The 12,677-nt window shown below is 69.3% G+C and carries 8 protein-coding genes and 2 rRNA genes; 4 read left to right on the top strand and 6 right to left on the bottom strand.

The window, feature by feature from the left end; genetic code table 11:
* Nucleotides 1-30 precede the first annotated feature (30 nt).
* Entirely contained in the window at nucleotides 31-705 is a 675-nt protein-coding gene (locus KRAD_RS11685) for an exonuclease domain-containing protein (RefSeq protein WP_012085816.1), read from the bottom strand.
* 202 nt (nucleotides 706-907) lie between these two features.
* Here KRAD_RS11685 and KRAD_RS11680 point away from each other — a divergent pair, with 202 nt between their 5' ends.
* The 3 genes from KRAD_RS11680 (at nucleotide 908) to KRAD_RS11670 (ending at nucleotide 3,557) form a co-directional block, all read left to right on the top strand.
* Entirely contained in the window at nucleotides 908-1,747 is an 840-nt protein-coding gene (locus tag KRAD_RS11680) for an ABC transporter permease (protein WP_012085815.1), read from the top strand.
* 110 nt (nucleotides 1,748-1,857) lie between these two features.
* A complete protein-coding gene (locus KRAD_RS24335; RefSeq protein WP_012085813.1) occupies nucleotides 1,858-2,859 on the top strand; it encodes an NrtA/SsuA/CpmA family ABC transporter substrate-binding protein in 1,002 nt (333 codons plus the stop codon).
* A complete protein-coding gene (locus tag KRAD_RS11670; RefSeq protein ID WP_157873577.1) occupies nucleotides 2,856-3,557 on the top strand; it encodes an ABC transporter ATP-binding protein in 702 nt (233 codons plus the stop codon). The genes KRAD_RS24335 and KRAD_RS11670 overlap by 4 nt, the downstream gene beginning before the upstream one ends.
* Before the next feature lie 16 nt (nucleotides 3,558-3,573).
* On the opposite strand, the gene KRAD_RS11665 is transcribed toward KRAD_RS11670, so the two are convergent.
* A complete protein-coding gene (locus tag KRAD_RS11665; RefSeq protein ID WP_041292044.1) occupies nucleotides 3,574-4,512 on the bottom strand; it encodes a DUF808 domain-containing protein in 939 nt (312 codons plus the stop codon).
* 321 nt (nucleotides 4,513-4,833) lie between these two features.
* Between KRAD_RS11665 and KRAD_RS11660 the strand changes: the two genes are divergently transcribed.
* Nucleotides 4,834-6,999 (top strand): glutamine synthetase III family protein, encoded by a 2,166-nt coding sequence (locus KRAD_RS11660; protein ID WP_012085810.1) that lies wholly within the window; start codon nucleotides 4,834-4,836, stop codon nucleotides 6,997-6,999.
* A gap of 54 nt (nucleotides 7,000-7,053) precedes the next feature.
* Here KRAD_RS11660 and KRAD_RS11655 read toward each other — a convergent pair whose 3' ends face one another.
* The 4 genes from KRAD_RS11655 to KRAD_RS11635 form a co-directional block, all read right to left on the bottom strand.
* Nucleotides 7,054-8,055, bottom strand: a complete 1,002-nt coding sequence (locus tag KRAD_RS11655; RefSeq protein WP_157873576.1) for an ADP-ribosylglycohydrolase family protein — start codon at nucleotides 8,053-8,055, stop codon at nucleotides 7,054-7,056.
* Nucleotides 8,056-8,185: 130 nt separating this feature from the next.
* Complete coding sequence (locus KRAD_RS11650; RefSeq protein ID WP_157873575.1) at nucleotides 8,186-8,455, bottom strand: hypothetical protein; 270 nt, start codon at nucleotides 8,453-8,455, stop codon at nucleotides 8,186-8,188.
* Nucleotides 8,456-9,036: 581 nt separating this feature from the next.
* Nucleotides 9,037-9,153: ribosomal RNA gene (rrf, locus tag KRAD_RS11640) — 5S ribosomal RNA — on the bottom strand.
* A gap of 199 nt (nucleotides 9,154-9,352) precedes the next feature.
* A 23S ribosomal RNA gene (locus KRAD_RS11635) occupies nucleotides 9,353-12,504 on the bottom strand.
* Nucleotides 12,505-12,677 lie beyond the last annotated feature (173 nt).

The following is a 12,677-nucleotide window of genomic DNA, read 5'->3' as shown; positions in this document are numbered from 1 at the left end:
ACGGAACGCCGCCCCCGGCGAGCACTCACCTCACCGGCTCTGCGCGATCCGCTCCACGAGGACCCGCAGGCGCGCGCTCAGCGGGGGGCGGCGGACCTCGCGCGGCACCACGATCGGCAGGTCGAGGCGCTGCCCGGCCGCGTCGAGGAGCTCCTCGCGCAGGACCTCGACGAGGACCCGGGTGTCGTCCTCGGCGTCGTGCGGACGCAGCTGGCGCACGCCCCAGTGCTCGGCGAGCGTCGCCAGCTTTAGGTTCTCCACCGGCAGGTCCAGGCGCTGGGCCAGCTCCCACGTGCACAGCCGCTGCCGCACCGGCAGGTGCACCCCGGCGGCCCGCATCTCGGCGCTGACGAACTTCCAGTCGAAGCGCGCGTTGTGGGCGACGAACACGCGGCCGTCCAGCAGGCCGGCCACCGTGGGGGCCAGCTGGGCGAAGGTCGGGGCGCCGGCGAGCCGCTCGGCGGTGATGCCGTGGACGTGGGTGGGCCCGGGGTCGCGGTGCGGGTCGACCAGCGAGGACCAGCTGCGTTCCACGGTCCCCCGGGCGTCCAGGAGGGTCACCGCGATCTGCACGACCCGGTCCCCCGTCTCCGGGCGCAGCCCCGTCGTCTCGACGTCCAGCACCGCGTACCGGTGCCGGTAGCGGCGGCTGACCGCGCGGGGCAGCGGTGCGGTGGTCCCGCTGGTGGACACGGGGACGGTCATCGGGTCTCTCCTCGCCTGTCGAACACGGCAGACCCTGACAGAGGCCTCGGACACGACCCCCGCGGGGCCGCGGCGGCCGTCCCGACACGCACCCCGCGAGCGCGGGCCCCCGAGGAACCGGCCCGGGGGCCGCAGGCCCCTCCGATAGGGTGACCGCACCGCGGGCAGGGGCCCGACCGCTCCCGGCGGCCCAGGAGGGTGCATGGCGAACGCGACCGCCGGCACCACGTCGCCGGACGGCCCCGCGAGCGCTCCCCCTCCCCCGCCCGCCGCACGACGCTCCCCCCGCGAGCGGTTGCGGCCGTGGCTGTCCACCCTGGCCGTGGTCCTCGTCTGGCAGGTCCTCGCCGCGCTCGGCGCGCTCGACCCGCGGACCCTCCCCGGCCCGGTCGCGCTGCTGCGCACGGCGGCGGGGATGGTCGCCGACGGGTCCCTCCCCCACGCCCTCGCGGTGAGCCTGCTGCGGGTCCTCGCCGGCAGCGCCCTCGGGATCGGGCTCGGCCTGGTCGCCGGGGTCCTGGCCGGCTTCTCGCGGATCGCCGAGGACGTCCTGGACCGGCCCTTCCAGATGGTCCGCACCATCCCCTTCACCGCGCTGACCCCGTTGTTCATCCTGTGGTTCGGCCTGGGCGAGGCGCCGAAGGTCGCCCTCGTCGCCGTCGCCACCGTCGTCCCGGTGTACCTGAACACCTTCGGCGGGGTGCGCGACGTCGACCGCCGGCTCGTCGAGGTCGCCAGGGTCTACCGGTTGTCCAACGCCCAGACCGCCCGTCGCGTCCTGCTGCCCGGGGCCCTGCCGCAGGTTCTCGTGGGGCTGCGGTTCGCCCTCGGGGTGGGCTGGGTCGCCGTGATCATCGCCGAGACCGTCAACGCCTCCGCCGGCATCGGCTTCCTGCTGACCAACGCCCGCAGCTACGCCCGCACCGACGTGGTGGTGGTGTGCATCGCCGTGTACGCGCTGCTCGGACTGCTGACCGACGCCGCGGTGCGGCTGCTGGAGGTCCGCCTGCTCCGCTGGCGGGCGGCGTTCACCGGACGCTGAGCACCACCGCGCGCCACCGGGGCGCCCGCGGTGACCCGACGCGCTGCGACGCGAGCAGCGCGCAGACGACGACACCACGTCCAGCGGACGTGGGGACAGGAGCAGGGACGATGGACCAGGGACCCACCCGCCGACGGGTGCTCGCCGGCGCCGCGGGCTCGATCACCGCGGGCCTCCTCGCGGCGTGCTCCGGGGGGACCGCCACCGGCGGGGCCGGGACCGCGAGCGCGGGGGCAGGCGGGCTGCGGGTCGGCCCGCTGTCGACGCAGAACACGCTGACGCTCACCCAGGCGTCCGGGCTCCTCGCCGAGCACCTCGAGGGCGCCGGCGGTTCGGTGACGTTCTCCACCCCCTTCGCGGCCTTCAGCCCCGCCGCGGAGGCCCTCGCGGCCGGGCAGGTCGACATGAGCAGCGGCAGCTCCACGGCGCTGGTCACCGCGCTGCAGGGCGACCCCGACCTCGTGGTCTTCGCGGTCGAGCGCAACGACGGCGACACCCAGGGGATCGTGGCCGCCGCCGGCAGCGGCATCACGACGATCGCCGACCTCGCCGGCCGCTCCGTCGCGGTCAACCGGGGCGGGACGGGCGACTACCTGCTGCGCACCGCGCTGGCCACGCAGGGCCTGACCATCGAGGACGTGACCCCCGTCCACCTGGGCCCGGCCGACGCGGCCACGGCGTTCTCCTCCGGCCAGGTCGACGCCTGGGCGACGTGGGACCAGTTCCTCGTCACCGCCCAGCACCTCGAGGGCACCGTCACGGTGACCCTGGCCCGCGACGTCGCCGCGACCAACCGCACCGTGCACGTCGTGCGCCGCGCCTACCTCGACGCCGACCCCGCCGGGGTCGCCGCCGCCTACGACGCGCTCGTCGAGCAGGCCGGACGGGTGCGCGCCGACCCCTCGATCCTCGTCGACGCCTACCGCGGCGCCGGCGCCTCGCCGGAGATCGCGGACGCCCTGGGCGCCCTGACCCCGCCCACGGTCGTCCCCGCCGACGCGGCGTTCCTCACCGAGCTGCAGCAGGTCGCGGACTTCTACGCCGCGCAGGGCCTCACGCCCGCCCCCACGGACGTCACGACGGCCGTCGTGGACGCCACCGCGCTGCCGTGACGCGGGGCACCGGCGGGGTGGACGTCCGCGGGCTGCGCCGCGCCCACGGCGACCGGGTCGTCCTCGACGGCCTCGACCTGCGCATCGCCCCCGGGGAGTTCGTGGCCCTGCTCGGGCGCAGCGGGTCGGGCAAGTCCACCCTGCTGCGCGCCCTGGCCGGTCTGGACCCCGTCGAGGCCGGGACGGTCGAGGTCCCCCCGACCGTCTCGGTCGCCTTCCAGGAGCCGCGGTTGCTGCCGTGGGAGCCGGTGTGGCGCAACGTCGTCCTCGGCCTCGGGGCCGGCGCCACCCGCGAGCGGGCCCTGCGCGCGCTGCGCGGGGTCGAGCTCGAGGCGCGGGCCGACGCATGGCCGCTGACGCTGTCGGGCGGGGAGGCGCAGCGCGTCTCACTGGCCCGGGCGCTGGTGCGCGGGCCGGAGCTGCTGCTGCTCGACGAACCGTTCGGGGCGCTCGACGCGCTCACCCGGCTGACGATGCACGACCTCGTCCGGGCCCTGCGCGCCGAGCATCGCCCCGCGGTGCTCCTCGTCACCCACGACGTCGAGGAGGCCGTCGCCCTCGCCGACCGGGTGCTCGTCCTCGACGCCGGGCGCGTGGCCGGGGGGCGGACGGTGCCCCCCGGCACGGAGCGGGGCAGCCCCGGGGTGGTCGCCCTCGAGACCGACCTCCTCGACCTCCTCGGCGTGCGGGCCCGCTGACCTCAGTGCGCTGACCTCAGTGCGCGGTGCCGCGGTGGGCGGACCTGCGGTGCACCGTCAACGTCATGACCACCACCGCGAGCGCCCCCACGACGAGCCCGACCAGCGCGCTGAACAGGGTGTTGACCAGCCACCCGACGACGCCGCCGAGGGCCCCGGTCGCCTCGTGCGCGGCCTCCTCGAGGTGGTGCACGAACCCGTAGACGGTGTGCCAGCCGAGCTCGTCGGTGCCCACGAGCAGGATGTGCCCGCCGACCCAGAGCATCGCGGCGGTGCCGACGACGGTGAGGAACGTCAGCAGCTTCGGCATGCCCGCGACCAGGGCCCGCCCGAACCGGGCGACGCCGGCGCGGGGCCGCGCGGCCAGGTTGAGGCCCACGTCGTCCATCTTCACGATGAGCCCGACGACGCCGTAGACGAGGACGGTGATGACGACGCCGACCACGACGAGGATCGCCAGCCGCGACCAGAACCCCTCGTGGGCGACCTCGTTGAGGGAGATGACCATGATCTCGGCGGAGAGGATGAGGTCGGTGCGCACCGCCCCGGCGATGATGGTCTTCTCGTCCTTGGGGCCCTGGTCGGCCGCGTGCCCGTGGCCGCTGACCTTGGCCCACACCTTCTCCGCGCCCTCGTAGCTGAGGTAGAGCCCGCCGAGCATGAGCAGGGGGGTGAGCAGGAAGTCGGCGAACTGGCTGAGCACCAGGATGACCGGCAGGATGATCAGCAGCTTGTTGCGCAGCGACCCGATCGCGATCCGCTTGACGATCGGCAGCTCGCGCTGCGGGGTGAGGCCGCGGACGTACTGCGGGGTGACGGCCGTGTCGTCGACGACGACCCCCGCCGCCTTGACCCCCGCCTTGGCCGCGGCGGCCGCGACGTCGTCCATCGAGGCGGCGGCCGCCCGCGCGATGAGCGCCACGTCGTCCAGCAGGGCTACGAGTCCGCCACTCACGGCAGGTCCTTCCGGTCGGTCCATCCTCGGGCGTCGGGACGCCGCAGCGTCGGCCGATCCCAGGATCCTCCCAGGTCGTGGCGCGTTCGCCCGGTGTGCGCGCGGCGGCGGGCCCGCGGTGCCGCCGGGGGTGCCGCGCACCACCCCCGTCGCCGGGGCGGCCGGGCCGTGGACGCTCCCGGCCACCCCCGGGACGGGGGCCTCACAGCCGGAGGACACACGCCCGTCACACGGACGAAACATCGCGCGTCATCACCGGGCCTACCGTCCGCCACGCGTGTGGTCGCCCGGGCCGCACAGCCGACGAGACCCGGAGCCACCATGAGCGGTAGCGCAGCACGCCTGCAGGCCATCGACGCCGTCATCGCCTACGAGGCGCCGACGCCGACCTTCGCCCCCGCCGAGGCCCCCGGGGAGATCTTCGGCCGGAACGTCTTCACCAAGGCCGTCATGCAGAAGCGGCTGCCGAAGGGCGTCTTCAAGTCCGTCGTGGCGACCATCGAGAAGCAGGCCCCGCTGGACCCGGCCATCGCCGACGCCGTGGCCTCGGCGATGAAGGACTGGGCGCTGGAGATGGGCGCGACCCACTACGCGCACGTCTTCTACCCCCTCACCCACGGCACCGCCGAGAAGCACGACAGCTTCTTCGAGCCCGACGACGACGGCGGCTCCATCGCCGAGTTCGCCGGGAAGACCCTCGTCCAGGGGGAACCGGACGCCTCGAGCTTCCCCAACGGCGGGTTGCGCTCGACGTTCGAGGCCCGCGGCTACACCGGCTGGGACGTCACCAGCCCCGCCTACGTCCTGGAGAACCGCAACGGGACGACCCTGTGCATCCCGACGGTCTTCGTCTCGATGACCGGTGAGGCCCTAGACCACAAGACCCCGCTGCTGCGGTCCCAGCAGGCGCTGGCCACCCAGGCCGCGCGCGTGCTGGCGCTGTTCGGCCACGGCGACGCGGGCACCATCGTGTCCTACGCCGGTCCCGAGCAGGAGTACTTCCTCATCGACCGGAACTTCTTCCTGTCCCGCCCCGACCTGCTCAACGCGGGCCGGACGCTCTTCGGCGCGAAGCCGCCCAAGGGCCAGGAGTTCGACGACCACTACTTCGGCGCCATCCCCGACCGCGTCCTGGACTTCATGCTGCACGCCGAGCGGGAGCTGTTCAAGGTCGGCATCCCCGCCAAGACCCGGCACAACGAGGTCGCCCCCGGCCAGTTCGAGATCGCCCCGATGTTCGAGCGGTCCAACCTGGCCGCCGACCACCAGCAGCTGCTCATGGTGACCATGAAGCGCGTCGCCCGCGAGCACGGCATGGAGCTGCTGTTCCACGAGAAGCCGTTCGAGGGCGTCAACGGCTCGGGCAAGCACGTCAACTTCTCCTTCGGCTCCTCCACCGTCGGCAACCTGCTGCTGCCGGGCGACACCCCCCACGAGAACGCGCAGTTCCTGGTCTTCTGCGCCGCCGTCATCCGGGCCGTCCACCGCTACGGCGGGCTGCTGCGCGCCTCCGTCGCCTCGGCCAGCAACGACCACCGCCTCGGCGCCAACGAAGCCCCGCCGGCGATCATCTCGGTCTTCCTCGGCGAGCAGCTCGCCGACGTGTTCGACCAGATCGCCAAGGGCGGCGCGACGTCGTCCAAGGAGAAGGGGACGATGACGATCGGCGTCGACACCCTCCCGGTGCTGCCGACCGACCCGGGCGACCGCAACCGCACCAGCCCCTTCGCCTTCACCGGCAACCGCTTCGAGTTCCGCGCCCCGGGGTCGATGCAGTCGATCGCCGCGCCGGTCTACACGATCAACACGATCGTCACCGAGGCGCTGGACTTCATCGCGACCGCGCTCGAGGAGCGCGTCGCCGGCGGCGAGGACTTCAACCACGCCGTGCAGAAGGTCCTCGAGCAGATCATCACCGACCACGGCGCTGCGGTGTTCAACGGCGACGGCTACTCCCCGCAGTGGCAGGTCGAGGCCGAGGCACGGGGTCTGAAGAACCTCCGCACGACGCTGGACGCGCTGCCCGAGCTCATCTCCGCCGAGGCGATCGAGCTCTTCAGCCGGTACGGCGTCTTCACCGAGCGGGAGATGCACTCCCGCTACGAGGTCGCCGTCGAGCAGTACGAGCTGAGCATCGCCGTGGAGGCGAAGCTCACCGTCGAGATCGCCGGGACGAGCGTCCTGCCCGCCGCGATCCGCTACCAGACCCAGCTCGCGCAGAACGTCGCGGCGCTGAAGGCGGCCGGGGTGGAGGCGGACACCTCGCTGCTGGAGGCGGTGTCGGCTCCGGTCAAGGCCCTGCGGGAGGCGCTGGCCGTGCTGAAGGCGGCCACGTTCGACGACGAGGCGCACGGGGCGCTGCACGCCCGCGACGTCCTGCTGCCGGCGATGCACGAGGTCCGGGTGGCGGCCGACGAGCTGGAGACGCTCGTCGCCGACGACCTGTGGCCCCTGGCGACCTACCAGGAGATGCTCTACATCCGCTGAGCCCGCGGCGCTGCCCCCGGGGACGCTCACCGGTCCGCGGGGGCTCGCTGCCGTTCAGCCGATCCCGTAGCGCGCGCGCCAGGCGGGGTCGCTGGCCGCCCCCCAGCTGCCGTCGGGGTTGCGGGTGTTCTCCCGGGTCAGGTCCCGGGCGAGCCGGTCGATGACGTAGGCGAGGTCGACGCGGGTCAGGACCGCCTGGGGCAGGACGGCGTCCCCGTGCACCGCCCCCAGGAGGGCGCCGGTGACGGCGGACACCGCCACCGGGTGCGGGGAGGCCGCCGCGAGGGCGAGGGCGGCTCGCGCACTCGACGCCCCGGGATGGCTCAGCAGGCAGTAGACGGCCCCCCACAGCGTGGACGCCGAGCTCCCGTCCGCCGCCCCCGCCCGCAGCACGACGGGGGACGACGGCGTCTCCCGGGCGGCGCGGACCGCGTCGTCGACGAGGGAGACGGCGGTGAAGTCGAGGCCGAGGAGGATCGCCGAGGTGATCCCCTCCGCGACGGCGTCCACGGCGTCACCCGTCCTGAGCGCGGCGCCGGCGAGCAGGACGGCGACACCGGCCGGCGCGAAGGCGCGCGGGCCGTGGGTGAGGGCGACGGAGTCGATGGCCGTCTGCGCGGCGACGGACGCGTCGCGCACGACCTGCGCAGCCAGCGGCAGGGCCCGGGCCAGCGCGTGCCACCCGTCGGCCGTCGTCACCGGGTCGGTCCGCGTCCCCCCGGGACCGGCCGAGAGCCCGCGGACCGTGTCCTCGGCTTCGCCCGGGGTGTGCGTCAGGAGGGGGACCTCGTCGATCCACGCGGTCGCCCCCGCCCGGGGCCGACCCGGGGCCGTCCAGACCCAGGCCCACCGGCGGTAGGCGTCGAGCAGGTCCGCGCGGGCGTCGGCGGTGCCGGTCGCCGAGCGGTGCAGAGAGGTCCGGATGCTCGCGGCCGCGGTGAAGCAGGCGAGCTGGGTCGCGACACCGTGCCGCAGGACGCCGCGCGTCGTGGCCCCCGCGCCGAGGACCTCGCCCACGGCGAGACCGTGCAGCAGACCACGGACCCGTCGTCCCACCACGGGGTCGTCCGCCGTCGGGGGGAGCGCCGGGTTCGCGTGCCGTCCTTCGTCCACGAAGAGGATTTCGACCGTCCAGGCGCCGGCATCAAGCGCCGGCGGAGCGAACCACCCGGTTGGCTGCCGCGGCTCAGCGCTTCGGGAACAGCCTCCCCTCGACGCCCTGGTACTCATCGGCACCCACGGCGGCCCGCTCCCCGAGCTCGTGCAAGCCGACGGCCGCGTCCTGAGCCGCTCGCGCGAGGGTGTCGAAGAAGGCCTGCGCGGCACGCTGAGCCCGTCCGCACACCCACTCCCCCGCCGATTCCGCGGCCACGCTCAGCGGCTCCCGGGACGCGGTGACGCCGTCCGCATCCGCCCGCAGGGCTGACGCCGAAATCGTGAGCTCTTCCGTCGTCACGCCGAACCTCATGGTGTGCCCTCCCGTGGTGTCCTTCGACGCTACCGACGGGAAGAGCCGATGGTCCTCGCCCGTCCACAGGGATCGAGGGGCTGGCGGCGAACCGGGGACAACCTGAAGGCCGTCGCGTCGTCGTATCCCGGGACCTCGGGGACGCGGAACGAGCAGCAAAGCCGATAACGAGCACGCTGGGTGCCGACCCAGGCTGCCGCCCTCGCTACCGACGACGTACCAGGGCCGTTGGGCCGAGCCGGAGGTGCCCACGGCACTGACATGGTCCCCAGTGGGAGCGGTCAGGTGCCTTCAGGAGGAGAAGGCTGGGTCTCCGACCCTCTGGGACGCGGAACGCAATCGCTGTGCGTCTCGCCCCTACGGGATCTGGCTCGCGAGGTCCGACAGCAGGAACAGCCAGGGGCTGCCGTTGACGTTTGCGTGCTGCCGAGGTCGGGCAACCCTCTGGAAAAGGTCCTGGAATGCGTTGAGGGGATCCCCGCCTCTCCTTCCCGCTGGGTGCTGCACAAGCTGCAGCACCCGCAGGAAGGAGGAGATGGGAATCCCCTCAACGTCTCGCAAGTGTGAGTGGCCGGCGGTGACCTACTCTCCCACCCAGTCTCCCGAGCAGTACCATCGGCGCTGGTGGGCTTAGCTTCCGGGTTCGGAATGAGACCGGGCGTTTCCCCACCGCTATGACCACCGGACCACAAAGGTCAGGATCAAACCACACCCCACCCCCGACAGACGAAAGTCTGCGCAAGAGTGGTGTGTTCGAGTTCTCTCCCGAGAACCACACAATGGACGCGAACACCAGCAGCGGTGCTTGATCTCGTAACCGTTCAAGTACTCGCCTCAACCCCACACCCCACCGCACTGCTCAGCAGTGATGGTGACTGGTGCGTGGTAGACAAGTGATCGGCCTATTAGTACCGGTCAGCTCCACAACTCTCTCGTCGTTGCTTCCACACCCGGCCTATCAACCCCGTCGTCTACAGGGAGCCTCTCACCCCACAAGGGGGCACGGAAACCTCATCTCGAAGCAGGCTTCCCGCTTAGATGCCTTCAGCGGTTATCCCTTCCGAACGTAGCCAACCAGCCATGCTCCTGGCGGAACAACTGGCACACCAGAGGTTCGTCCGTCCCGGTCCTCTCGTACTAGGGACAGCCCTTCTCAAGTTTCCAACGCGCGCAGCGGATAGGGACCGAACTGTCTCACGACGTTCTAAACCCAGCTCGCGTACCGCTTTAATGGGCGAACAGCCCAACCCTTGGGACCTACTCCAGCCCCAGGATGCGACGAGCCGACATCGAGGTGCCAAACCATGCCGTCGATATGGACTCTTGGGCAAGATCAGCCTGTTATCCCCGGGGTACCTTTTATCCGTTGAGCGACCGCGATTCCACACTCCACGGCCGGATCACTAGTCCCGACTTTCGTCCCTGCTCGACCTGTCGGTCTCACAGTCAAGCTCCCTTGTGCACTTACACTCAACACCTGATTGCCAACCAGGCTGAGGGAACCTTTGGGCGCCTCCGTTACTCTTTAGGAGGCAACCGCCCCAGTTAAACTACCCACCAGGCACTGTCCCTGATCCGGATCACGGACCGAAGTTAGACATCCAGAACGACCAGAGTGGTATTTCAACGTTGACTCCACCCACACTAGCGTGTGAGCTTCACAGTCTCCCACCTATCCTACACAAGCCGTCCCGAACACCAATACCAAGCTATAGTGAAGGTCCCGGGGTCTTTCCGTCCTGCTGCGCGTAACGAGCATCTTTACTCGTAGTGCAATTTCGCCGAGTTCGCGGTTGAGACAGCGGGGAAGTCGTTACGCCATTCGTGCAGGTCGGAACTTACCCGACAAGGAATTTCGCTACCTTAGGATGGTTATAGTTACCACCGCCGTTTACTGGCGCTTAAGTTCTCAGCGTCCCCACCACAAGGGTGAGTAACCGGTCCCCTTAACGTTCCAGCACCGGGCAGGCGTCAGTCCGTATACATCGTCTTGCGACTTCGCACGGACCTGTGTTTTTAGTAAACAGTCGCTTCCCCCTGGTCTCTGCGGCCCTCAAACGCTAGCCCGCAAGGAGCTTCACGTCTCAGGCCCCCCTTCTCCCGAAGTTACGGGGGCATTTTGCCGAGTTCCTTAACCACGATTCACTCGAACGCCTCGGTATTCTCTACCTGACCACCTGAGTCGGTTTAGGGTACGGGCGGCTCGAACCTCGCGCCGAGGCTTTTCTAGGCAGCATGGGATCACCCTACTTCCCCCCGAAAGGGTCACCATCAGGTCTCAAGCTCGACATTCAAGTCAGCGCTGCGGATTTACCAACAGCACGCCCTACACCCTTGGACGTGGACAACCATCGCCACGCGGAAGCTACCCTCCTGCGTCACCCCTGTTAATACGCTTGACTACTACCGGATCGGGTCACACGCTCCACCAACCACCACCCGAAGGTGGTGGCGGCTTTGGGTGCTTAGCATCCCCGGCCTCACCATGGACGGTTCTACGCCGGTACGGGAATATCAACCCGTTGTCCATCGACTACGCCTGTCGGCCTCGCCTTAGGTCCCGACTTACCCAGGGCGGATGAACCTAGCCCTGGAACCCTTGGTCAATCGGCGGACGGGTTTCTCACCCGTCATTCGCTACTCATGCCTGCATTCTCACTCGCGTGCAGTCCACAACCCATCACCAGGCTGCTTCACCCCACACACGACGCTCCCCTACCCATCCACACACCTGCAGACACTCAGAACAAGTCCAAGCACCTGGGGTTAACATGTGAATGCCACAGCTTCGGCGGTGTACTTGAGCCCCGCTACATTGTCGGCGCGGAATCACTTGACCAGTGAGCTATTACGCACTCTTTAAAGGGTGGCTGCTTCTAAGCCAACCTCCTGGTTGTCTGCGCAACTCCACATCCTTTCCCACTTAGCACACGCTTAGGGGCCTTAGCTGATGATCTGGGCTGTTTCCCTCTCGACTACGAAGCTTATCCCCCGCAGTCTCACTGCCACGCTCTCACTTACCGGCATTCGGAGTTTGGCTGACGTCAGTAACCCGGTGGGGCCCATTAGCCATCCAGTAGCTCTACCTCCAGCAAGAAACACGTGACGCTGCACCTAAATGCATTTCGGGGAGAACCAGCTATCACGGAGTTTGATTGGCCTTTCACCCCTACCCACAGCTCATCCCCCAGGTTTTCAACCCTGGTGGGTTCGGTCCTCCACACGGTCTTACCCGCGCTTCAACCTGGCCATGGGTAGATCACTCCGCTTCGGGTCTAGAGCACGCGACTAAAAACGCCCTATTCGGACTCGCTTTCGCTACGGCTACCCCACACGGGTTAACCTCGCCACGCACCACTAACTCGCAGGCTCATTCTTCAAAAGGCACGCCGTCACAGGTACAAGCCTGCTCCGACGGATTGTAGGCACACGGTTTCAGGTACTATTTCACTCCCCTCCCGGGGTGCTTTTCACCATTCCCTCACGGTACTTGTCCGCTATCGGTCATCAGGAAGTATTTAGGCTTACCAGGTGGTCCTGGCAGATTCACACGAGATTTCACGAGCCCCGTGCTACTCGGGACATGCTCCCAAGGAGGCCGCAATGTTTCGCCTACGGGGGTCTCACCCACTACGCCGGACCATCCCAGGCCCTTCGGCTACACCACGACTTTCTCACTCCCCGACCAGGTGGTAGCCCAGTCCAGAACACTCCCACAACCCCTCACCCGCAACCCCTACCAGGTATCACACGAGCCAGGTTTAGCCTCATCCGCTTTCGCTCGCCACTACTCACGGAATCACTCAATTGTTTTCTCTTCCTGTGGGTACTGAGATGTTTCACTTCCCCACGTTCCCTCCACGCACCCTATACATTCAGATGCGGGTGACCGCCCATGACGACGGCCGGGTTTCCCCATTCGGACACCCTCGGATCAACATTCGGTTGCCAACTCCCCGAGGCTTATCGCAGGCTCCCACGTCCTTCATCGGCTCCTGATGCCAAGGCATCCACCATGCGCCCTTAAACACTTGACCACCACACACCACCCACCACCACACACCCGCCGAAGCGAGAACAGCGATGAACGATCAATGCGGGTCAAGGCGATAAACTTGAACCCAAACCACAAAGACACGGACCACCCACCCAGACACCCACGAAGGAGCCCCTGGACGCAACGGTCCGATCATCAGAGGATTATCTACTC

Source organism: Kineococcus radiotolerans SRS30216 = ATCC BAA-149, assembly GCF_000017305.1.
Taxonomy (GTDB): Bacteria; Actinomycetota; Actinomycetes; order Actinomycetales; family Kineococcaceae; genus Kineococcus; species Kineococcus radiotolerans.
This window is presented reverse-complemented; position numbering and strand designations above follow the sequence as displayed.